Origin of the sequence: Buttiauxella noackiae, from assembly GCF_000737905.1 — a bacterium.
Lineage (GTDB): Bacteria > Pseudomonadota > Gammaproteobacteria > Enterobacterales > Enterobacteriaceae > Buttiauxella > Buttiauxella noackiae.
Map to the genome: position 1 here is coordinate 824,465 of NZ_JPRU01000002.1, position 22,612 is coordinate 847,076.

General features: G+C 48.6%; 15 protein-coding genes and 2 pseudogenes. 11 read left to right on the forward strand and 6 right to left on the reverse strand.

Features of this window, described 5'->3' with window-relative positions:
* Window positions 1-83: 83 nt before the first annotated feature.
* The 7 genes from IX31_RS12290 to trhP all read left to right on the forward strand — a co-directional run bounded on the left by IX31_RS12290 (window position 84) and on the right by trhP (window position 12,610).
* Window positions 84-1,334, forward strand: coding sequence for an MdtA/MuxA family multidrug efflux RND transporter periplasmic adaptor subunit (locus IX31_RS12290; protein WP_034458503.1), 1,251 nt, complete (start codon window positions 84-86; stop codon window positions 1,332-1,334).
* On the forward strand, window positions 1,334-4,459 hold the full coding sequence (locus tag IX31_RS12295) for an MdtB/MuxB family multidrug efflux RND transporter permease subunit (RefSeq protein ID WP_034458504.1): 3,126 nt from the start codon (window positions 1,334-1,336) through the stop codon (window positions 4,457-4,459). The genes IX31_RS12290 and IX31_RS12295 overlap by 1 nt, the downstream gene beginning before the upstream one ends.
* A complete protein-coding gene (gene mdtC, locus IX31_RS12300; RefSeq protein ID WP_034458506.1) occupies window positions 4,456-7,536 on the forward strand; it encodes a multidrug efflux RND transporter permease subunit MdtC in 3,081 nt (1,026 codons plus the stop codon). Before IX31_RS12295 ends, mdtC begins: the two co-directional genes overlap by 4 nt.
* Window positions 7,537-7,628: 92 nt before the next feature.
* Complete coding sequence (mdtD, locus tag IX31_RS12305; protein WP_034458508.1) at window positions 7,629-9,044, forward strand: MFS transporter; 1,416 nt, start codon at window positions 7,629-7,631, stop codon at window positions 9,042-9,044.
* Window positions 9,041-10,435 carry an envelope stress sensor histidine kinase BaeS gene (gene baeS, locus IX31_RS12310; RefSeq protein WP_034458510.1) on the forward strand — a complete coding sequence of 465 codons (1,395 nt, stop codon included), beginning with the start codon at window positions 9,041-9,043 and terminating at the stop codon, window positions 10,433-10,435. Before mdtD ends, baeS begins: the two co-directional genes overlap by 4 nt.
* Window positions 10,432-11,154, forward strand: coding sequence for an envelope stress response regulator BaeR (gene baeR, locus IX31_RS12315; protein ID WP_034458512.1), 723 nt, complete (start codon window positions 10,432-10,434; stop codon window positions 11,152-11,154). Before baeS ends, baeR begins: the two co-directional genes overlap by 4 nt.
* 121 nt (window positions 11,155-11,275) lie before the next feature.
* Window positions 11,276-12,610: a prephenate-dependent tRNA uridine(34) hydroxylase TrhP gene (gene trhP / locus IX31_RS12320; RefSeq protein ID WP_034458514.1), complete on the forward strand. Its 1,335-nt coding sequence runs from the start codon at window positions 11,276-11,278 to the stop codon at window positions 12,608-12,610.
* 155 nt (window positions 12,611-12,765) lie between these two features.
* Here the strand turns inward: trhP and IX31_RS12325 are convergent, their stop codons facing one another.
* On the reverse strand, window positions 12,766-12,981 hold the full coding sequence (locus IX31_RS12325) for a hypothetical protein (protein ID WP_034458516.1): 216 nt from the start codon (window positions 12,979-12,981) through the stop codon (window positions 12,766-12,768).
* 161 nt (window positions 12,982-13,142) lie between these two features.
* On the opposite strand from IX31_RS12325, the gene IX31_RS12330 reads away from it, so the two are divergent.
* Window positions 13,143-13,625 (forward strand): Hcp family type VI secretion system effector, encoded by a 483-nt coding sequence (locus tag IX31_RS12330; protein ID WP_034458518.1) that lies wholly within the window; start codon window positions 13,143-13,145, stop codon window positions 13,623-13,625.
* A gap of 22 nt (window positions 13,626-13,647) precedes the next feature.
* Here the strand turns inward: IX31_RS12330 and IX31_RS12335 are convergent, their stop codons facing one another.
* Window positions 13,648-13,992: a DUF1493 family protein gene (locus tag IX31_RS12335; RefSeq protein WP_034458520.1), complete on the reverse strand. Its 345-nt coding sequence runs from the start codon at window positions 13,990-13,992 to the stop codon at window positions 13,648-13,650.
* Entirely contained in the window at window positions 13,977-14,426 is a 450-nt protein-coding gene (locus tag IX31_RS12340) for an STM2901 family protein (protein ID WP_034458522.1), read from the reverse strand. The genes IX31_RS12335 and IX31_RS12340 overlap by 16 nt, the downstream gene beginning before the upstream one ends.
* Before the next feature lie 641 nt (window positions 14,427-15,067).
* Here IX31_RS12340 and IX31_RS22360 point away from each other — a divergent pair.
* Both IX31_RS22360 and IX31_RS12345 read left to right on the forward strand, forming a co-directional pair.
* A pseudogene (locus IX31_RS22360) lies at window positions 15,068-15,357 on the forward strand (phage portal protein); the annotation flags it as partial.
* A 416-nt stretch (window positions 15,358-15,773) separates the two neighbouring features.
* On the forward strand, window positions 15,774-16,943 hold the full coding sequence (locus IX31_RS12345; protein WP_198528565.1) for a DUF3644 domain-containing protein: 1,170 nt from the start codon (window positions 15,774-15,776) through the stop codon (window positions 16,941-16,943).
* A gap of 156 nt (window positions 16,944-17,099) precedes the next feature.
* Here IX31_RS12345 and IX31_RS12350 read toward each other — a convergent pair whose 3' ends face one another.
* Both IX31_RS12350 and IX31_RS22895 read right to left on the reverse strand, forming a co-directional pair.
* Window positions 17,100-18,944: a DUF7380 domain-containing protein gene (locus tag IX31_RS12350; RefSeq protein WP_034458526.1), complete on the reverse strand. Its 1,845-nt coding sequence runs from the start codon at window positions 18,942-18,944 to the stop codon at window positions 17,100-17,102.
* A gap of 406 nt (window positions 18,945-19,350) precedes the next feature.
* Window positions 19,351-20,320 (reverse strand): annotated as a pseudogene (locus IX31_RS22895) (replication endonuclease); the annotation flags it as partial.
* 583 nt (window positions 20,321-20,903) lie between these two features.
* Between IX31_RS22895 and yegS the strand changes: the two are divergent.
* The gene (yegS, locus tag IX31_RS12360; RefSeq protein ID WP_034458528.1) at window positions 20,904-21,803 is read left to right on the forward strand and encodes a lipid kinase YegS; all 900 of its coding nucleotides are present in this window, start codon (window positions 20,904-20,906) and stop codon (window positions 21,801-21,803) included.
* A gap of 19 nt (window positions 21,804-21,822) precedes the next feature.
* On the opposite strand, the gene IX31_RS12365 is transcribed toward yegS, so the two are convergent.
* Entirely contained in the window at window positions 21,823-22,596 is a 774-nt protein-coding gene (locus tag IX31_RS12365) for an ABC transporter ATP-binding protein (RefSeq protein ID WP_034460049.1), read from the reverse strand.
* Window positions 22,597-22,612: the final 16 nt, after the last annotated feature.

A 22,612-nucleotide genomic window follows, 5' to 3' on the forward strand; every position in this document is an offset into this window, starting at 1 on the left:
CTTCACTCACTACACTAGTATCATTAGGCCTAACCCCTGAGTATGACGGGGATAATCGTTTCAGGAAGAGAAGACGTATATCTATGAAAGGCACATTCACCGCACGTTGGATATGGATTGCAGCAGCAGTCATTGTCGTTATCGCCACCGTTTTTTACTGGCGCCATTCGAGTACAGGTAACGACACCGCAGGTTCGCAATCAACTCAGCAGCGCCATCCAGGCAATCGCCAGGGGATGCGCGGCGGTGCATTAGCGCCGGTTCAGGCCGCAACGGCGACCATTGAAGCTGTACCGCGTTATCTCACAGGTCTTGGCACCATTACTGCCGCGAATACCGTTACGGTGCGCAGCCGTGTGGATGGGCAATTACTGGCGATTCACTTCCAGGAAGGGCAGCAGGTAAAAGCAGGTGATTTACTGGCAGAAATCGACCCAAGCCAGTTCAAAATCACCCTTGCCCAGGCGCAGGGGCAGTTGGCAAAAGATCAGGCAACGCTTGCCAATGCGCGTCGTGACCTGGCCCGTTATCAGCAACTGGTCAAAACCAATCTCGTGTCACGTCAGGAATTAGATGCGCAACAAGCGTTAGTCAATGAATCTGTCGGCACGATTAAAACTGACGAAGCCGCCGTTGCCAGCGCTCAGTTGCAGCTCGACTGGAGCCGTATCACGGCCCCGATTGATGGCCGTGTTGGGTTAAAACAGGTTGATGTCGGCAATCAGATTTCCAGCAGCGATACCGCCGGAATTGTCGTGTTGACCCAAACACATCCTATCGACCTGATCTTTACCCTGCCTGAAGGTGACATTGCCACCGTGGTTAAAGCGCAAAAGGCAGGAGCAACGCTGAGTGTCGAAGCCTGGGATCGTACTAATAAGCAAAAACTCAGCAGCGGTTCACTGTTGAGTCTGGATAACCAGATTGATGTCACCACTGGCACCATCAAACTCAAAGCCCGCTTTAATAATGAAGACGATGCACTGTTTCCAAACCAGTTCGTGAATGCACGTATGCTGGTGGATACCCAGCAAAATGCCGTGGTTGTTCCCACTGCTGCGGTACAAATGGGCAATGAAGGCAGCTTTGTCTGGGTGCTTAATAGCGAAGATAAAGTCAGTAAACATCTGGTGACAACCGGCATTCAGGATAGTCAGAAAGTCGTTATCACTGCGGGCCTTTCTGCAGGAGAGCGAGTGGTAACAGATGGAATTGATCGTCTGACAGAAGGGGCGAAAGTAGAAGTGGTCGAGGCACAATCAGCGAAAGCAAATTCTCCGCAGAGCAACAGCGAAGCCGCGCCAAAACACAAACGTAACGGAGCGACCTCCTGATGCAGGTGTTACCACCAAGCTCCACAGGTGGCCCGTCGCGCCTGTTTATCCTGCGGCCAGTTGCCACCACACTTTTGATGGTGGCCATTTTGCTGGCCGGGATTATTGGCTATCGCTTCTTACCTGTCTCTGCATTACCGGAAGTGGATTACCCAACAATTCAGGTGGTAACGCTCTATCCTGGAGCCAGCCCGGATGTCGTGACATCAGCAATTACCGCGCCTCTTGAGCGTCAGTTTGGCCAGATGTCGGGCCTCAAACAGATGTCTTCACAAAGTGCGGGTGGCGCATCAGTTGTAACGTTGCAATTCCAACTCACATTACCGCTTGATGTTGCCGAGCAGGAAGTACAGGCCGCGATTAACGCCGCTACTAACCTGCTGCCAACCGACCTGCCGAACCCACCGGTCTACAGCAAAGTAAACCCGGCAGATCCGCCAATTATGACTCTCGCTGTCACCTCAACGGCCATGCCGATGACGCAAGTCGAAGACATGGTGGAAACACGAGTCGCACAGAAAATTTCCCAGGTTTCAGGTGTCGGCCTGGTGACGCTTTCCGGCGGCCAGCGCCCTGCCGTGCGCGTGAAACTTAACGCCCCGGCGATTGCCGCACTGGGTTTAACCAGCGAAACCGTGCGCACAGCAATTACCAGCGCCAACGTTAACTCAGCAAAAGGCAGCCTTGATGGCCCGGAACGAGCCGTCACATTGTCTGCAAACGACCAAATGCAGTCGGCCGAAGAGTATCGCAACCTGATAATTGCTTATCAGAACGGTGCGCCAATTCGTCTTGGTGATGTGGCAACCGTTGAGCAAGGGGCAGAAAACACCTGGCTTGGCGCGTGGGCGAACAAGCAACCGGCGATAGTAATGAACGTGCAGCGCCAGCCGGGGGCGAATATTATCGACACCGCCGACAGCATTCGTGCGATGTTGCCCGCGCTAACCAAAAGCCTGCCGAAATCGGTTGAAGTCAAACTGCTCAGCGACCGCACTACCAACATCCGCGCCTCCGTTACCGACACTCAGCATGAGCTGATGCTCGCCATCGCGCTGGTCGTCATGATTATCTACCTGTTTCTGCGCAATGTTCCGGCGACAATTATCCCGGCAGTTGCAGTGCCACTGTCGTTGATCGGGACTTTTGCGGTAATGGTGTTTCTCGACTTCTCAATCAACAACCTGACACTAATGGCGTTAACCATCGCTACCGGTTTTGTGGTTGATGATGCGATTGTGGTTATCGAAAACATCTCGCGTTATATCGAAAAAGGTGAAAAACCGCTCGCCGCATCGCTGAAGGGTGCCGGTGAAATTGGGTTCACCATTATTTCCCTGACATTTTCGCTTATCGCAGTACTGATCCCACTGCTGTTTATGGGCGATATTGTAGGCCGTTTGTTCCGGGAATTTGCCGTCACGCTGGCTATTGCGATTCTGATCTCTGCGGTGGTGTCGCTGACGCTTACACCAATGATGTGCGCACGAATGTTAAGCCATGAATCACTGCGCAAACAGAACCGTTTCTCTCGTGCCAGTGAGCGCTTTTTCGATCGCGTCATTGCCGGATACGGGCGCATGTTAACCCGAGTTTTAAACCACCCTTGGTTAACGTTGGGTGTGGCTTTTGGCACCCTGGCGCTCACCGTTGTACTGTGGATTTTCATCCCGAAAGGCTTCTTCCCGATTCAGGATAACGGCATTATTCAGGGCACCTTACAGGCACCGCAATCTGTCTCCTTCGCCAGCATGGCGCAGCGCCAGCAGCAGGTTGCAGACGTGATAATGAAAGATCCTGCGGTCGAAAGCCTGACTTCATTTATTGGCGTGGATGGTACCAACCCATCGCTGAACAGCGCGCGTTTGCAAATTAACCTCAAACCATTGAGCGACCGTGACGACCGCATTCCGGTGGTGATTGAGCGCCTGCAAGCTAACGTGGCAAAAGTGCCGGGGGTCGAGCTTTACCTGCAACCGGTGCAAGATTTGACCATCGATACCACGGTTAGCCGTACGCAGTATCAATTCACCTTGCAGGCAACCTCACTTGACGAGCTCAGCACCTGGGTGCCGCAATTAACCGAAAAACTGCGGGCATTGCCACAACTGGCTGATGTCAGCAGCGACTGGCAGGATCAGGGGCTTGTGGCCTATGTCAATGTTGACCGGGCCAGCGCCAGCCGTCTTGGTATTTCCATGTCAGATGTCGATAACGCGCTCTATAACGCATTTGGTCAGCGCCTGATTTCCACTATTTATACTCAGGCCAATCAATATCGCGTGGTGCTTGAACACGACACCAGTACCACACCAGGCCTGAGTGGGCTGGATAATATTCGCCTTGCCAGCACCGATGGCGGTAGCGTGCCGTTAAGTAGCATTGCCAAAATCGAGCAGCGTTTTGCCCCGTTGACGATAAACCACCTCGACCAGTTCCCGTCGAGTACCTTCTCGTTTAACGTCACCCACGACCATTCGCTGGAAGATGCGGTTAAAGCGATTACCTCGGCGGAAAAAGATCTCGCCATGCCTGCTGATATCACCACTCAGTTCCAGGGCAGCACCCTCGCCTTCCAGGCAGCGTTAGGCAGCACCATCTGGCTAATCGTGGCCTCAGTGGTGGCGATGTATATCGTGCTTGGCGTGTTATATGAAAGCTTTATTCATCCAATAACTATCCTCTCGACACTGCCGACTGCGGGCGTAGGCGCATTGCTCGCGCTGATGCTGGCGGGAGCCGAGCTGGATGTGATTGCCATCATCGGCATCATTTTGCTTATCGGCATCGTGAAGAAAAACGCCATCATGATGATCGACTTCGCCCTTGCGGCGGAGCGTGAGCAAGGCATGAAACCGTACGATGCGATTTACCAGGCCTGTTTACTGCGTTTCCGTCCAATTCTGATGACGACCCTTGCCGCCCTGCTCGGTGCGCTGCCGTTGATGCTCTCAACTGGTGTGGGTGCAGAACTGCGCCGCCCGCTAGGGATTGGCATGGTCGGTGGTCTGCTGGTGAGCCAGGTATTAACGCTGTTCACCACACCAGTTATCTATCTGCTGTTTGATAATCTGTCGCATGCGGTGCGCCGCCGCTTTGGCCGTCGTGATGAGGAAGTGCTGTGAAATTCTTCGCACTGTTCATCTACCGGCCTGTCGCCACCATTCTGCTGACCGCCGCCATCACATTGTGTGGCGTGTTAGGCTTCCGCCTGCTGCCTGTGGCCCCGCTGCCACAGGTGGATTTTCCGGTCATTATGGTCAGCGCGTCACTGCCAGGTGCCTCACCTGAAACCATGGCATCATCGGTCGCAACGCCACTTGAACGGGCACTGGGGCGCATTGCTGGCGTGAATGAGATGACCTCATCGAGTTCACTTGGCAGCACGCGCATCATTCTGGAATTTACCTTTGATCGCGATATCAACGGTGCTGCGCGTGATGTGCAAGCCGCGATAAACGCCGCACAAAGCCTGCTACCAAGCGGAATGCCAAGCCGCCCGACCTATCGCAAAGCAAATCCGTCAGATGCACCAATCATGATCCTGACGCTGACTTCCGATACGTTTTCCCAAGGCCAACTCTACGATTTCGCCTCCACACAACTGGCACAAACCGTCGCCCAGATTGATGGTGTGGGTGATGTGGATGTCGGCGGCAGCTCATTGCCTGCTGTGCGCGTAGATCTCAACCCACAAGCACTATTCAACCAGGGCGTTTCGCTCGATGCCGTCCGCACCGCTATCAACAATGCCAACGTGCGCCGCCCGCAAGGTGCTGTGGAAGATAGCGCTAAACGCTGGCAATTGCAGACTAACGATGAACTGAAAACCGCTGCGGAATATAAGCCGTTAATCATTCACTACAACAATGGTGGTGCGGTACAACTGAGTGATGTCGCTAACGTCACCGATTCAGTACAGGACGTGCGTAACGCCGGGATGACCAACGCAAAGCCCGCGATTTTGCTGATGATTCGTAAATCCCAGGAAGCGAACATCATCGAGACGGTTGACAGGATCCGGGCAAAACTCCCTGAGTTGCGGGAAACTATTCCGGCGTCAATCGATTTGCAAATTGCCCAGGATCGCTCGCCAACTATTCGTGCCTCTCTTGCTGAAGTCGAGCAATCATTGGTTATCTCAGTCGCACTTGTGATTCTGGTGGTGTTCCTGTTCCTGCGCTCCGGGCGCGCAACACTAATACCCGCGGTCGCAGTTCCGGTGTCGCTCATCGGCACCTTCATCGCTATGTATCTATGCGGCTTTAGCCTCAATAACCTGTCGCTGATGGCGCTAACCATCGCCACCGGTTTTGTGGTGGATGATGCAATAGTTGTGCTGGAGAATATTTCCCGCCATCTCGAAGCGGGCGTGAAACCATTGCAGGCCGCACTTCAGGGCGTACGCGAAGTCGGTTTTACCGTGCTGTCGATGAGCCTGTCGTTAGTCGCCGTGTTCCTGCCGTTGCTATTAATGGGCGGGTTACCGGGGCGGCTGTTTAAAGAATTTGCCGTCACGCTTTCGGTCGCCATCGGTATCTCACTGGTGGTGTCGATTACGCTTACGCCGATGATGTGTGGCTGGCTGTTAAAGAATAAACCGCAGCATACCCCGACCCGCAATCGCGGATTTGGTCGCGTACTGGTCGCAATGCAACAAGGCTATGGGCGTTCGCTGAAATGGGTGCTAAACCATACGAAATTGGTGTGTGTTGTGCTGTTGGCAACCATCGCACTGAATGTCTGGTTATATATCGCAATTCCGAAGACATTCTTCCCGGAGCAAGATACGGGGCGCTTGATGGGCAACATTCAGGCCGACCAAAGCATTTCATTCCAGGCGATGCGTGGGAAGTTACAGGACTTTATGAAAATCGTCCGCAATGATCCGGCTGTGGATAATGTGACGGGTTTTACCGGTGGTTCACGGGTAAACAGCGGCATGATGTTTATCTCATTGAAGCCGCTTTCAGAACGTAAAGAGACGGCGCAACAGGTTATCGACCGCCTCCGTAAATCACTGGCAAAAGAACCCGGTGCGAGCCTGTTCTTAATGGCCGTGCAGGATATTCGTGTCGGCGGACGCCAGGCCAATGCCAGTTACCAGTACACGCTGCTGTCAGATAATTTGGCCGACCTGCGCACCTGGGAGCCGAAAATCCGCCAGGCGCTAGCCAAATTGCCACAGCTCGCGGATGTCAACTCTGACAGCCAGAATAACGGCGCGGAAATGGATCTGATTTATGACCGTGAAACCATGTCACGGCTGGGAATAAGCGTTCAGGATGCCAATAACCTGTTAAATAACGCCTTTGGACAGCGACAGATTTCGACCATTTATCAGCCGCTAAACCAGTACAAAGTGGTGATGCAAGTCGACCCGCGCTACACACAAGACATCAGCGCTTTGGATCAGATGTTTGTAATGAATAAAGAAGGCAAAGCGATTCCGCTGTCTTATTTTGCCAAATGGCAACCGGCGAACGCCCCGCTTGCGGTGAATCATCAGGGTTTATCAGCGGCCTCAACCGTTTCCTTTAACTTGCCGACTGGCGTGTCGTTATCGGAAGCGAGTGAGGCTATTGACCGCACCATGACCGCGCTCGGCGTGCCTTCAACCGTGCGCGGGATGTACGCCGGAACCGCACAGGTATTCCAGGACACTATGAAATCCCAGATTTTGCTGATTATTGCCGCCATCGCTACGGTTTATATCGTGTTAGGGATTTTGTATGAAAGCTATGTTCACCCGCTGACAATCCTTTCCACTCTGCCTTCTGCGGGGGTTGGCGCGTTGCTGGCACTGGAGTTATTTGGCGCGCCGTTTAGCTTAATTGCACTCATTGGCATCATGCTATTGATTGGCATTGTGAAGAAAAACGCCATCATGATGGTGGACTTCGCCATTGACGCGCAGCGCAACGGCAACCTGCAACCCGAAGAGGCGATTTTCCAGGCCTGCCTGTTGCGTTTCCGCCCGATAATGATGACCACACTTGCCGCACTGTTCGGTGCATTGCCATTGGTGCTTACCAGCGGAGACGGTGCGGAACTGCGCCAGCCGCTCGGGATCACCATCGTAGGCGGCCTGGTCGTCAGCCAGTTGCTGACGTTGTACACCACACCGGTGGTGTATCTGTTCTTTGACCGTTTGCGGATGCGGTTTGCGCGTAAGTCCACTTCAGTAATTGCAGGCGGGTGACGCTACGCTTAGCCGTCCTACAACACCTTGCTCTCATCGTTGTAGGGTGGATAAGCGCCGGCGTCATCCACCCTCTTTGAAGGATTGAATATATGACTGAACTTCCAGCGCAAGTCCGCTGGCAACTGTGGATTGTCGCCTTCGGCTTCTTTATGCAATCGCTCGACACCACTATCGTCAACACCGCCCTACCCTCTATGGCAGCGAGCCTGGGGGAAAGCCCACTGCATATGCACTCGGTTATCGTGTCGTATGTGCTAACGGTGGCGGTGATGCTGCCCGCAAGCGGCTGGCTGGCGGACCGCGTCGGCGTGCGTAATATCTTCTTCACCGCCATCGTGCTTTTTACTATCGGCTCACTTTTATGCGCCCGAGCTTCAACACTCGACGAACTGGTGATGGCGCGTGTCGTGCAAGGTATTGGCGGGGCGATGATGGTGCCCGTTGGCCGCTTAACGGTGATGAAAATCGTCCCGCGCGAACAATATATGGCGGCGATGACCTTCGTCACTTTGCCGGGACAAATCGGCCCATTGCTTGGCCCGGCTCTCGGCGGCGTGCTGGTGGAGTATGCCTCCTGGCACTGGATTTTTTTGATTAACCTGCCGGTGGGCATTATCGGAGCCATAGCCACTCTTTCGCTAATGCCGAATTACACCATGCAAACGCGCAAATTCGACATGATGGGATTTGTACTTCTGGCGTTTGGCATGGCGGCGCTGACCATTGCGCTCGATGGCGCAAAAGGTTTAGGCGTCACCCCTTCCACCGTATGGCTATTGGTAGGTGGAGGTGCGGCGGCCATGACGCTCTACTTATGGCATGCCAAAGCCAATGAAAACGCCCTGTTCAACCTCAATTTATTTAAGACAAAAACCTTCTCTCTCGGACTATTGGGCAGTTTTTGCGGCCGTATCGGCAGCGGCATGATCCCATTTATGACGCCGGTATTTCTGCAAATCGGCCTCGGATTTTCACCATTCCATGCGGGCCTAATGATGATCCCAATGGTATTGGGCAGCATGGGGATGAAACGCATCGTGGTGCAGGTGGTTAACCGCTTTGGCTACCGCAATGTTTTGGTCGCCACCACGCTCGGTTTATCGCTGGTCATCCTGCTGTTTATGGCAACAGCGCTACTGGGTTGGTACTACTTGTTGCCAGTGGTGTTATTCCTGCTCGGCATGGTGAACTCCACCCGCTTCTCGTCAATGAACACGCTCACGCTAAAAGACTTACCAGACGATCTCGCAAGCGGCGGCAACAGCATGCTCTCCATGGTGATGCAGCTTTCGATGAGTATCGGCGTCACCATCGCCGGATTGTTGCTGGGTATGTACGGGCATCACCAACTCACGGCGGATAGTGCCGTAGTCCACAGCGTCTTTATGTACACGTATTTCAGTATGGCGGTGGTTATTGCCCTGCCCGCGCTGATTTTTGCTCGCGTCCCGAAAGACACCACCAAAAATGTCGTGATTGCGCGACGCAAAAGGAGGAGCTCATGAAGCTCTGGCGGCCTGGTATTACTGGCAAACTGTTCCTCGCGATTTTCTCGACTTGCTTACTGGTGCTGGCAATCATGCATTGGGGTGTAAGACTCAGTTTCGAACATGGGTTTATTGATTACATTAAACGCGGTAATGAACAGCGCCTGGAGATGCTCAGCGACGCGCTGGGCGAACAGTACGAGCAGCACGGAAACTGGCAGTTTCTGCGCAATAACGATCGCTTCATGTTCAAGCTGCTGCGTTCATTCGAGCATGGCGATGTAGAAAATAACAACCTGCCGCCACACGGTTGGCGCACCCAATTCTGGGTTGTCGACCAGGATTACAAAGTACTGGTCGGCCCACGCGGCCCGGTTCCGACAGACGGTATGCGCCGGGCGATTAACGTTAATGGGCGTGATGCAGGCTGGGTTGTCGCCTCGCCGGTCGAACGCCTGACGCGCAACACCGATATTAATTTTGACCGCCAACAAAGGCGCACCAGCTGGATTATTGTCGGTCTGGCAACATTGCTCGCCGCCGCCGCGACCTTCCTGTTAGCGCGTGGCTTGCTGGCACCGGTTAAACGGCTGGTCGACGGTACTCACAAACTGGCCGCAGGGGATTTCACTACCCGCGTGGACTCCACCAGCCAGGATGAACTTGGCAAACTGGCGCAGGACTTTAACCAACTCGCCAGCACGCTTGAGAAAAACCACAATATGCGCCGCGCTTATATGGCGGATATTTCCCATGAATTGCGCACCCCGCTGGCGATTTTACGCGGTGAGCTGGAGGCAATTCAGGATGGCGTGCGTAAATTCACCCCGGAATCCGTCGCATCACTACAGATGGAAGTGGCCACGCTGACCAAACTGGTTGATGACCTGCACCAGCTGTCGATGTCCGACGAAGGCGCACTGGCCTACCAGAAGCAATCTTTGGATATCATTAATCTGTTGGAAATTGTCGCGGGTGCCTTCCGAGAACGCTTTAATTCGCGTGGTTTAAGCATTAGCCTGGCGCTGCCAGATAGCGCCACCATTTTCGGTGACAGCGACCGTTTAATGCAATTATTCAATAACTTGCTGGAAAACAGCCTGCGCTACACAGATGCGGGCGGCCAGCTGGTTATCTCAGGTGAGGTGGTGAATCAACGTTTCGTTATGCACTTTGCCGACAGTACGCCGGGCGTAAGCGACGAGCAGTTAACCATGTTGTTTGAGCGTTTTTACCGTGCTGAAGGTTCACGTAACCGGGCCAGCGGTGGCTCAGGCCTTGGCCTGTCCATCTGCCACAACATCGTTGCCGCCCATAACGGCAAGCTTTATGCCACGCATTCGCCTTTCGGCGGGGTAAGCATTACAGTAGAGTTACCGCTGGAGCCTGAATCGTTGAGACCTGTATGACCGAATTGCCGATTGACGAAAACACACCACGTATTTTAATTGTTGAAGATGAGCCGAAGCTCGGCCAACTGTTAATTGATTACTTACGTGCTGCGGGGTATGCGCCAGAGTTGATTACTCACGGAGACAAAGTGCTGCCTTTCGTGCGCCAGACACCACCGGATTTAATCCTACTCGATTTAATGCTACCGGGCACCGATGGCCTGACGCTATGTCGCGAAATTCGCCGTTTCTCTGAAGTTCCGATTGTGATGGTGACCGCTAAAATCGAGGAGATCGACCGCCTGCTGGGGCTGGAAATTGGTGCTGATGATTACATCTGCAAGCCCTATAGCCCACGCGAAGTGGTTGCACGCGTCAAAACCATTTTGCGCCGCTGCAAACGCCAGCGCGACCCGGTTGCAGCTGACGAAATCAGCCCGTTAATTATCGACGAAGGTCGTTTCCAGGCAAGCTGGCGCGACAAACTGCTGGACTTAACGCCGGCTGAGTTCCGACTGCTAAAAACCCTCTCCCACGAACCGGGCAAAGTCTTTTCCCGCGAACAGCTGCTAAACCAGCTTTACGATGATTATCGCGTAGTGACTGACCGCACTATAGACAGCCACATTAAAAACCTGCGCCGTAAACTCGAAGCGTTAGATGAAGAACAGTCGTTTATCCGCGCCGTGTATGGCGTGGGTTATCGCTGGGAAGCGGACGCCTGTCGTATTGCGTGAGGGTAGTTTCTGGAGTCAATAAGCGCTACAATTCCCGCCCTAAAAATGTGGCTAAGCCGCATATCTAAAAACCGTCTCACCGGGTGAGGCGGTTCTGACCTGACATCAGAACGAGAAAATCATGTTTAAACCAGAACTCCTGTCGCCAGCCGGAACGCTGAAAAATATGCGTTACGCTTTCGCCTATGGCGCGGATGCTGTGTACGCTGGCCAGCCGCGTTACAGCCTTCGTGTGCGCAATAACGAATTCAACCACGAAAACCTTCAGCTCGGCATCAACGAAGCCCATGAGCTCGGCAAAAAATTCTACGTGGTTGTGAACATTGCTCCGCATAACGCCAAGCTGAAAACCTTTATCCGAGACCTGAAACCGGTTATCGATATGGGGCCGGATGCGCTGATCATGTCCGACCCTGGTCTTATCATGATGGTGCGTGAAGCATTCCCGGAAATGGACGTTCACCTGTCTGTGCAGGCCAACGCCGTGAACTGGGCAACCGTGAAGTTCTGGAAACAGATGGGTCTGACCCGCGTCATTCTTTCACGCGAGCTGTCCCTGGAAGAGATCGCAGAAATACGTGAACAAGTACCAGAGATGGAACTGGAAATTTTTGTTCATGGTGCGTTGTGCATGGCTTACTCTGGCCGCTGCCTGCTGTCGGGTTACATCAACAAACGCGACCCAAATCAGGGCACCTGCACCAACGCCTGCCGTTGGGAATACAAAGTTGAAGAAGGCAAAGAGGATGTTGTCGGCAATATCGTGCATCTTCATGAGCCGATTCCGGTTCAGAACATAGAGCCAACTTTGGGCGCCGGCGCACCAACCGACAAAGTGTTTCTACTGGAAGAAGGCAAACGTCCTGGCGAATACATGACGGCGTTCGAAGACGAACACGGCACCTACATCATGAACTCCAAAGACTTACGTGCCATTGAACACGTCGAGCGCCTGACCAAAATGGGCGTGCACTCGTTAAAAATCGAAGGCCGCACCAAATCCTATTACTACTGTGCACGTACTGCTCAGGTTTATCGCCGTGCGATTGACGATGCAGCCGCAGGCAAGCCATTCGACCCGACTCTTCTGTCCACACTTGAAGGGCTAGCGCATCGCGGCTATACCGAAGGTTTCTTGCGTCGCCATAATCATGATTCTTATCAGAACTACGAGTACAGCCACTCGGTTTCTGAAAGCCAGCAATTTGTCGGTGAATTTACCGGCGAACGCCGTAACGGCCTGGCAGAAGTAAAAGTGAAGAACAAATTCCTGCTGGGCGATAGCCTGGAGTTAATGACGCCGCAAGGTAACGTCACCTTCACGCTTGAAGTGCTGGAAAATACCAAATCGCAGCCGATTGAAGTGGCTCCAGGTGATGGTCACACCGTATGGATGCCTGTGCCAGAAGATGTCTCGTTGGATTATGCATTGCTGATGCGCAATCTGGCAGGCTAAACCTCACGCGATCAACAAGCTAAATAGTTAATTTAAGTTATTTTTTACGCCAGGACATTTCTTAGAAACCGATCACATACCGCTTCGCTGTATACGGTTATTATCGCCGGGCTGAAAAACATAACCCATAAATGCTAGCTGTACCAGGAACCACCTCATTGGCCTGTGGAATCTCCCTTCCGCAGGCCTTCTTTTTTGTGGGTATAAAAGAATTTGACTTCAAGCACTAAGGATGTCGTGAAGCCGCTGTTACTGAGTGAGTACATCACTTCCAGCTCATCTTTGACGCGTTTAAATCCTGACACCGCGACCGATGTTTTCGGGTAGAGATCTACGCGCCCCAGACCTGGCTGATGGATAGTACAGGACATAACAGGTGTATTTATCTTTATTATGAATAAAAGGGGTAATTCATTCCCTGAGTGAATGTAAATATATTTCCTTAAATAAAAAACGAATTATCTATAGATGCTGAAGTACGAGACGGTTATTTTATTATGATAATTTCAGTTAACAAACAAGGAATAGTGCTATGGCAATACCCGCATATTTATGGCTAAAAGATGATGGTGGCGCACTCATAAAAGGTGGCGTTGACGTCAAAGGGCGTGAGTACAGTATTGAAGTAAAAGGTTTTCATCATAATTTGATGATCCCGACCGACAATGCAACCGGGAAAGTAACCGGCACAAGAATACACTCGCCCATGCTTGTCGTAAAAGATTTCGACTGCTCCAGCCCTTACATCTACAAAGCTGTAGCAACAGGTCAGAATCTGGAATCAGCTGAAATTAAGTGGTATCGCATCAACGACGCGGGTCAGGAAGTTGAATATTTTAATATGATGCTTGAAGGCGTTCGTGTGGTTTCAATCTCCCCCACTATGGCATCTCCAGAAGATAGCAACAGTAATCATCTTGAAACCGTAGAGCTGCGCTATGAAAAAATAACCTGGAAACATAACGACGGAAATATTATTTATTCCGACTCATGGAATGATCGTCAAACAGCATAAAGCAAAGGGGCTATTAAGCCCCTTAATCATATAACCATCGCCCCGCCGCCGCCGATTCAGCAAACATTTCAACCGTTAAAGGCTTTCTGGTTTTCTCCACTTCGACTCTTTTTGCTTTAAACCATCGGGTAAATAGCGGAGTATTTTCCCAGGGAAAATAACAAGCCCAATCGACAGCAGACAGATCAACTTTGAAGATCTCCTGATATTTATTTATAGCGTCTTCGAAGTCGTCACCAGGTGAATCAAACAAATCTGAGTCAAATTCCAGAGGGATTTCTTTCCGGTGTTTATCTAAATACCCCGGAATCTCCTCCCTGAACATCGCTAATACTTCGTCTTGTATCGTCATCAGAAATAAGTCCATTGTATGCGGTCTTTTGTTCGGGCAATCAGATTGTATTTGTTCTGAGTTTTGCGTGACACCTGATAAATCGCATTGATCAGGCCAATCCATCCAAGCCAGGGAACATAACGAGCAATAATGGCTGCAAGCTTATTCGTTTTCTGCATCCTGAATCCAACAGGTGTAGGAACCCTGATCCCAAAAGGCGTTCGCGCATCCCTCAAAAGCATCCGCCCATACTTTGAAACAACGCTTGTACCTTTGATTGCTGTACCGGGTTTTGTCCTGGTTTTTATCCATGGTTGACCCGCAAGAATAGCAGCCCCTGACTCAATGCCGATTCCCAACTCATCGCAAAATTGTTCTAAGAAGATCATGTCAAACAATTCGCCAGGCGTCAGGTTCGCTTGCCCATGATAAAAATAAGTGCCGCCGAGTTCTTCAACAGTATCCATTATTTAAGTCCATTTAATTTAGGGAACCGCATCATAACGCCTGATTAAAAGACGTACAAATACCAGGGCGATATCATCACACGAATTGATCGGCGCGAGCGATCAATAAGGGATAATTGAACGTTTATATCCATTATCTATCAGTGGGTATTACCACTATCGTGTTTACCATTCACGGAGGCGATGCGATGGAATATGTTTTGTGGGACGTGGCGGTACTGATCGGCTGGTTATTGTTCGGTTACTTCTGGTGTGTCTGTTTGTTAATGATGAAAACGATGAGTATCAGGAATGCCCGTATGACTAGCCCACATCACGTGGGCATTTCTTGGTCTGTCGGACCGAGAGCGGCGTTTGCAGCCAGCAATCTCTGGAGCCATTGAAATATCAATGCGGTTGAGTAACCGACGGTATTTTTCCACGTCATGAGTTGTGCGGTTTCTTCCTCTACCTCACTGAGGCTTGATCCACGATTACAGGCGTCATTGCCTTACTGGTAGGGGTTTTACTTTGCCGAATCCTTCGAGGTTCAACTCGTCTAGCACTAGGAAGGGTTACAGTACCACATCCGCAATATCCTTAAATCCCGCAAGATTGGCGTACATTTAATTTCTCCCGCGAGCCACTGCTGCTCGCGCAGAAAACCGGATAGGATAAAAATCGAGCAGCTCAGTGAGGTGGCGACTAAAGATAATTTCTTTAGCATCAAGAAAGCCGCCCCGAGGATTTAATGAGCGCGCATCGCGTACTACCGCGAATGATGGGTGTCATTCCTAGCAATACATGCGGGTTTGGATATATGGTAAAGGCCGCACAGGTGTTTGTGCGTAACGAGCTGACGCCATTGCAGGAAAGAATCAAGGAGGTGAATGAGTGGATTGGAACGGAGGTGATCCGCTTTAAGCCATACGAGCTGACACTCGCCGAATAACCCTCGATTTCATCCGCTCATGTAGCGGCTTTTTACGCCTTCATGAGCGCCTCATTGCACACTCACTGACAACCAAACCCAAGCGAAATGGCACACCACAAAACGGCCTCACGGTGCGCTCAGACGCAAACTAAATAAAATAAAATACCACGCCAGCGCGCAATGCTATCCCCGCCAAGCCTGCCAGCTTCATGGGCCACTTTTAATGCAGGTTCATAAGGAATCACAAACTGCATACTGACTAGCACTGCAGATAGAAAACAGGAGAAATGAACTAATGCGGAAGAATACATACTATGCATGTATTGCTCCCATAAGATCTAAGTCAAGGAAATTAAAAATTTTATGTGGAAGATCTCTACCATTTCCCACATTAAATGGATTTCAGGATGAGTAGGTCAGCGAGGCAGATACAAATGATCTGCGCATTGCGCGAATATGAAAGTGACAATAAAAATTTCACCATTGCAGATTTGGTGGCTAAAACTGGTTACAACGAAAATAGTGTACGTAAATATATTAATGAGAAGTTAAATGGCGTGCATCTGCATCAAGTAGATGAAAAAAATTGGCGCGCCGAGGGGGTACTAAAATTATCTAACGACGATTTCTGCCAGTTGATGTCTCAGTCATTAAAAGCAAAAGCCCTAACACCGGACATGCGCCTAAGTCGTAGCTTAATGAAACGCAGCCTCGATGCGTTTACTCTTGCATTAGAAGTATACAATCGTCCTAGCTTAGAAAACCGAGTTGAGGCTTTCTGTATTTTCTCAGTAAATGCTTGGGAACTGATGCTTAAAGCAATACTGATAAAATCGTCAGGCTCTGGTGCTGTTTTTCAAAAAAATAAACGTTCCATTTCTATTACTGATGCAGTAAATAAAGTTTTACTACAAAATGACCCTGTTAGAAAAAATATTGAAGCGTTAATTGAACTTCGGGACAGTGCCATTCACCTTCTAATCCCAGAGTTACAACCCCAATTGTCTCGATTGTTCCAAGCCAATGTTCTCAATTATCAACATCAATATACATCCGAGATGGGATGCTCACCACTTTCAGGTCAAAGTGTCGGTATGCTCAGTTTAGTTGTAGACGGAGCACAAAGTGAAGTTGCATTAATTAAAGAAAATTATGGCGATATGACAGCTGAAGCTGTAAGTGAGTTTTTAGAAAAGTTCAATAAAACTGCTGCAGAAACTAATTCTTTAGAGTTCAGTATCCCAATGGATTATCGTCTGACATTGAGTCGTAGCAAGAAAGATAGTGATTTGGTGCTAAGTACAGGTGATAACGGACAAAAGGCTATAATTATTAGGGAAACAAAAGATCCTGATACAACTCACCCGCATTACAGAACCGGAGCAATTTCACTGTTAAACTCTAAACAAGATACTCTTATAACCACATACTCATTTAATGCCGTAATAAAAAAACACGGCATTCAAAAAGATAGAAAATCAGAGATGCATTATGAAATTGATGGCCGCCATCGTTATTCTGATAAATTCATAAATTGGTTTATCTCTAACCTATCACAGCCAAGTTGGTTAAATGACGCCATTAAATCGTATAAAAGAAAATAACTATCATTCAATGACTGGGGCATTACTTTTTACTCCCTTTCGCTATTTTAGTTAGCGAGAATGATATCATAACCTTTGTTTACAGCCGCATTATCTGCGGCTTATTTTTATACACCACCTAAAGTTAACAAGTTAATATAATTCATCGTCCTTAAATCATTTATCTTTTTTAAGGTAAGGAGAAATAATATCATCCCAAGCCTCAAAAAATGGCAGACAAGTTAAATGTAAAATAAAACAACAAGCAAAAACAGGCGAAGGAGAATTACAATGATTAATGCTAAGCCTGCCGTGTGCTTGTTGATGTCTTAAACATGGACCGCCCTTCATATTGAATAGCAAATCCATAGTCAAAACTCTATTTGCGCCAAAAATCTCTTCCATATCACCTCTTAGATTAGAAAGCATCTGAGAAATACTCGTTGCTTCCTCAATTAGTTTTGGATCAATTTTTGTAGTTTCCTTATTTCTTGATTCCAAAACCCAACGAACCGAATTCTCAAGTTGAGGAATTAGCAGATAACATGCAGAAGCATAATCACCCTGCCATAATCTATAAAATCCCAATGAGAAAATATCAGCATAGCCAGGCGGTACAAATGGACTCTGCTGAGTAATAGGGTCAAACGTATTTTCATTAAGAGGATACGAACTAATCACCTCACGTCTAATCACTTCAAACACACCATTAACATAAATTTTATGTTCAACATGACAATTTCTAAGATAATTGTGGCAAGCAGCCTCTTTCGATATTCCTTTTGCTGAGTTTAATGGAGGGTTTTCTGCTATAACCCTACCTTTATCATCATAAATAGTTGATCCCGTCATACTAAGAAAAACAGAAATTTCAGAATCTTTTTTTGCTTGTGCTATAAGATGGTCAATGTCAGGACAATTAAATGTTGCGATTAATGTCTTTAGCGTCATCGAAAAATCCATTTCTTTATATGTATTCTCACTATCATTGATAACTTTTGTCAAATCCAATGGAGTTGAAAATAAATGCATATCGTCATAGATTAAATCTCTAACACCTTCCAATTCGCTTCTAATTAATCTTACTTTTTCTTCCATACCACCGATAGAACGAAACTCGCCAACTGCACTTCTCAACCAATGAGATTTAAGACTCGCTGATTGAGCTTTATTCGCTTGGTAAAGCGTAATTTCTGCATTTTTAATCTTACATCGTCTACTTGACGATTTATCAGCAGCTCTTTCATATAAATGACTGGCAAAGCACATTAATTGTTTCACCGCATCAAAGTATGCAGCATTAATATGATAATCCGCTATTTTCTCAGCATTCTGAGCCAATAACAATTTGTCTAACAACTCATGATTGCACAATATTTTTGACAACCTATGCACGCAATCAAAAATATTCAATTTCATTAGAACATGATATAATCTCAATGCTGCATCAGTAATGAATTTATCAGGAACATTTTTTCGACCATTTACTAAAACTGAAATTGCCACACCTCTTTCTAGAAAATCAACAATATCAAAAACATGTATGCCTGATGCATCACCTTTCTGAGTTAAATCATCACAAGCATCATTTATCATCGAAGAGTAGTTTGATATCGCGACTGTTGCTGCCAATTTGTTCTTTCTATTATTTGACCACAACACATCGTTTACTCGAGAGTTAATATAATAATTCTTACTTTTGTCTTTTAAGTATAATAATGTCTTTTCAAATTGTTCATCAAAATCTGAAGGTCTATAACCACGCTGAGGATATAATATTAACTTCGGTTCAAACCCAATAAGTTCGCCAGACCTAGAAAAAGAAAAATTAAAAATTGCATATAAGAAATAGCATAGTCGCCAAGAATTTAGATCATCATTATTTTTATATTCTAAAGACAAACTATAAAAATAGTTCTCCATTTCATGACAAGAGTAAAATCTCGGCGTATTTAATATTTTAAGAACATCGCTTTTATCAATGTCATCTGTAGAAATTTCAAATACCTCACTATTACTCATATATCACCCTTCAAATTAGCTTAACATTTTTACAAAATAATTTAACAAGAAACCCATCACTTACTTCACTCTAGCAATTATTTTCTACTCGTGGAACAATATTGTTACAATATAATAGAAAACACACGGCACTGAGTTTCAAAATCTTCCAAAACACAATTGAAAAGTTAAAGTGCCTTGGGGGTATCGCATAGCAGTCACATTGATTAGTAACCTTACCGGAAATAATTTATCTTGGGGATAGCAAAACCTAGAGAGGAATCCAAAAAACTTTAAACCTTCATCATTGAAAGGAAATATTTCCCTCTTTCTCACAAGATGAGAACACAAATAACCTATATGTTTTTACGCTAAATTCTGGTTCTATCGTTACTATTTTAAGTACCGCTTCAGCATTAGTATCATCTCAACTCACATCACCACTATTTATAAGATTTAACACCGCTACGCCGTTATCGGCCGCTGTAGGTATAATTTCCGTTTCACTGTTAAAACCACTCCACCCACAGTTATTGACAGGACTCCGAATCACGGCAGAGCCTCTTTTAAGGTCAAAGAACTAAGGTCAACGGCTTTAGCAACAATGCGCTATTAAGTAGTGCGAGTAGCATGCACATTGTATAACCATGATGCGGGGCAAAGATGCCAATAACCTTCTGCATCTCCTCGTCATACGCATTTATCTCGTCAGCTACTTTACGGGCGACACGGACGGTTTACGCGTCACATGGTACATTTGCCCCACCCTGTGCGGCAATGTACATATCAAAGTCTCCACCATCGGCTCGCTCATCAAGTTCACTGGCGATGCTCACACCTCTCGGTAATTTACGTAGTTCACGATAAGCGCCCATTGTCGATACACCAATCGGTTTAAATTGAGGGATGCGCCATGTGGACGCCCAGGCATTAACTGCAGTTGCAGTGTATTTTAACGGCTTGCCGGTGTCTTTTATCCAGTTCACCATCCAGCGAGTAACCGTCGATATTCTTCGCGATGTATTTTGCGATATAGCCCTCCGCCCCACCATTATTAATGGTGTTTACGTTCAAAGCGATTTTTTGCCGCGCCGCACTCATCACTATCTTCTTTTAAAGAGTAACGCCGCGTGATCCCAATAACCTGCTGACGCTGGTCAGCGTTGGCAGAAAATCATCATGTGCCAGTGCGGTGTACCGTCATGTTGAGGTTCGACGACACACAAGCCATACACATTGAGGCCATTATCTTTAAATGTAGCGTACATCTTGCTCCAGATACCACATAGATAGCGTTGACCATCTTTCGGGCTGTAGGATTCATCGTTCCATTTATGATTAAGTTGGACGGTTTTATCTGCACCAGTGATGCGAGTAGGGTGATATTTGGATGTGGTGGCGTATTTATATCAGCTAAAACCGCTTGCTCCTGTCGGTGTTCGTCACGTGTAACAGGCCTGTCATAAGGATCTCGCTAGATGGCCTCACGCGGAGCGTTTCAGGGATAACCATCGACGAATGATTTGCCGGTGCTTTGATTCAGAAGAGTGACAGAAGGAGTAATACGCCCCTGCTCATTACTGTGCATAAGTTTTAAAAGCGTTTTCACATACCGCACAATGCGCGCAATTTCTGCGATCATTGCATCAATAGAATCAACTACTGGTGACTGAATTTGATGATGGATCAGACCGGATCCGAGCTGGCTAATCTTCGGGTAATGCCGTGTTGCTCAATCCACTTCGTGGTGAAACTGAAGTGAAAAACGTCCACACACCAGTTGTTTTTGATAGCTTTCAGTGGTGTTAAGTACTGCGCAAACTCACATTGCACCGCTGAAAGCCTATGTTAGATACCTTGGAAAACGCCCTTCCGCAGGCCTTCTTTTTTGCTCAAACCCCGCAGACTCAGCCTGTTCTTACCCCCAAATCCCCCGCATAAGATACACTTAGAATTCAACTACATTTCCAGAGGTATGCCATGGAGCAGTTTCCTGTAACGTTCGTGATCCTTAACGGCAAAGGTGCCGACAACGACATTTTACGTAGTGCGGTCAACGTGATGCGTGATGAGGGATACACGTTACATATCCGTGTTACCTGGGAAAAAGGTGATGCTATTCGTTATGTTGAAGAAGCTTCGCGGATGGGGGCTGCTACAGTCATTGCAGGTGGCGGTGACGGTACGATAAACGAAGTGGCAACGGCGCTGGCGCAGCTTGCCCGGGAACATCGCCCGGTGCTGGGCATCTTACCTCTCGGTACCGCCAATGATTTTGCTACCAGTGTCGGTATTCCTGAAGAGCTGGACAAAGCTTTGCAGCTGGCGATTGTCGGCAAAGGCGTGGCTATTGATCTGGTGCAAGTGAATGAGTCGTACTTTTTTATCAATATGGCGACCGGTGGTTTTGGTACACGAATCACCACTGAAACGCCGGAAAAGTTGAAAGCGGCACTCGGCGGCATCGCCTATTTTGTTCACGGCCTGATTCGGATGGATACCCTGAAACCGGACCGCTGTGAAATTCGCGGCGAGGGTTTTGAATGGCAAGGCGATGCGCTGGTGATTGGTATCGGCAATGGTCGTCAGGCTGGCGGTGGCCAGGAACTTTGCCCCCAGGCGCTGATCAACGACGGGTTGCTTGAGTTGCGTATTTTTACTGGCGAAGAGCTGCTGCCCGCCATCTTTAACACGCTCACGCGCCCGGACGACAGCCCGAATATTATTGATGCGCGTTCATCCTGGTTTGAGATAACCGCCCCGCACGACATTACTTTTAACCTTGATGGCGAGCCACTGACCAGCCAGAAGTTCCGCATCGATATCCATCCTAATGCGCTGAACTGCCGTCTGCCGCCAAACTGCCCGTTGTTGGGTTAACACCAACGGGCAATCTGTGTCAGAACTTCGCCACCTGGTTTGCCATTTCGCGGCTATATTGGCGGCTGGCATTAACCAGCATTTGTGTATAAGGCACCCGTGCAGCACCGCTGATTAATTCATCGGTGCTTAATGCCTCAAGAATACGACCATGTTGCATTACCCCCACGCGATGGCATAAATGTGCAATGACGCCTAAATCGTGCGTCACCATTAAATAGGTGAGTTTCGATTCCTGCTGTAAATCCGAAAGTAAATTGAGAATTTCCGCCTGCACCGAAACATCCAATGCTGAAGTAGGCTCGTCTAGCAGCAGCACCTCCGGTTCAAGTATCAGCGCACGTGCAATTGCCACACGCTGGCGTTGCCCACCGGAGAGCTGATGCGGATAGCGACTACGAAACGCGCGGTTTAAACCCACTTTATCCAGCATCATATTGATACGCCGGTCGCGATCAGTGAATCCCTGGATTTGTAGTGGCTCCTCCAGAATATCGCCGATGGTATGGCGCGGGTGCAAAGATCCATACGGATCCTGAAATACCATCTGTACCATCCGACAGCGTTCACGGCTGATACGATGTTCAAGCTCCGTCCCATCAATCACCAGTTTTCCCTGCCAGTGGGTAAACAGCCCTGCCAGGCATTTCAGCACCGTGGTTTTCCCGGAACCCGACTCCCCTACTAGGCCAAAAATCTCACCCTCCCCAACGTTAAAATTCACATCGAACAACACCTGGTTGGTTTTCGCCCCTTCGCCAAAGGTTAAATTAAGCTGGCTGACTTCAATCATGGATGACATACGTTGC

What these genes read in the sequence shown, in the direction of transcription:
- yegS (WP_034458528.1), top strand. Translation starts at nt 20,904, where the DNA reads ATGGAGCAGTTTCCTGTAACGTTCGTGATCCTTAACGGCAAAGGTGCC.
- IX31_RS12325 (WP_034458516.1), bottom strand. Translation starts at nt 12,981, where the DNA reads ATGTCCTGTACTATCCATCAGCCAGGTCTGGGGCGCGTAGATCTCTAC.
- mdtD (WP_034458508.1), top strand. Translation starts at nt 7,629, where the DNA reads ATGACTGAACTTCCAGCGCAAGTCCGCTGGCAACTGTGGATTGTCGCC.
- IX31_RS12330 (WP_034458518.1), top strand. Translation starts at nt 13,143, where the DNA reads ATGGCAATACCCGCATATTTATGGCTAAAAGATGATGGTGGCGCACTC.
- trhP (WP_034458514.1), top strand. Translation starts at nt 11,276, where the DNA reads ATGTTTAAACCAGAACTCCTGTCGCCAGCCGGAACGCTGAAAAATATG.
- IX31_RS12335 (WP_034458520.1), bottom strand. Translation starts at nt 13,992, where the DNA reads ATGGACTTATTTCTGATGACGATACAAGACGAAGTATTAGCGATGTTC.
- IX31_RS12345 (WP_198528565.1), top strand. Translation starts at nt 15,774, where the DNA reads ATGATCTGCGCATTGCGCGAATATGAAAGTGACAATAAAAATTTCACC.
- IX31_RS12350 (WP_034458526.1), bottom strand. Translation starts at nt 18,944, where the DNA reads ATGAGTAATAGTGAGGTATTTGAAATTTCTACAGATGACATTGATAAA.
- IX31_RS12365 (WP_034460049.1), bottom strand. Translation starts at nt 22,596, where the DNA reads ATGATTGAAGTCAGCCAGCTTAATTTAACCTTTGGCGAAGGGGCGAAA.
- IX31_RS12340 (WP_034458522.1), bottom strand. Translation starts at nt 14,426, where the DNA reads ATGGATACTGTTGAAGAACTCGGCGGCACTTATTTTTATCATGGGCAA.
- IX31_RS12295 (WP_034458504.1), top strand. Translation starts at nt 1,334, where the DNA reads ATGCAGGTGTTACCACCAAGCTCCACAGGTGGCCCGTCGCGCCTGTTT.
- baeR (WP_034458512.1), top strand. Translation starts at nt 10,432, where the DNA reads ATGACCGAATTGCCGATTGACGAAAACACACCACGTATTTTAATTGTT.
- baeS (WP_034458510.1), top strand. Translation starts at nt 9,041, where the DNA reads ATGAAGCTCTGGCGGCCTGGTATTACTGGCAAACTGTTCCTCGCGATT.
- IX31_RS12290 (WP_034458503.1), top strand. Translation starts at nt 84, where the DNA reads ATGAAAGGCACATTCACCGCACGTTGGATATGGATTGCAGCAGCAGTC.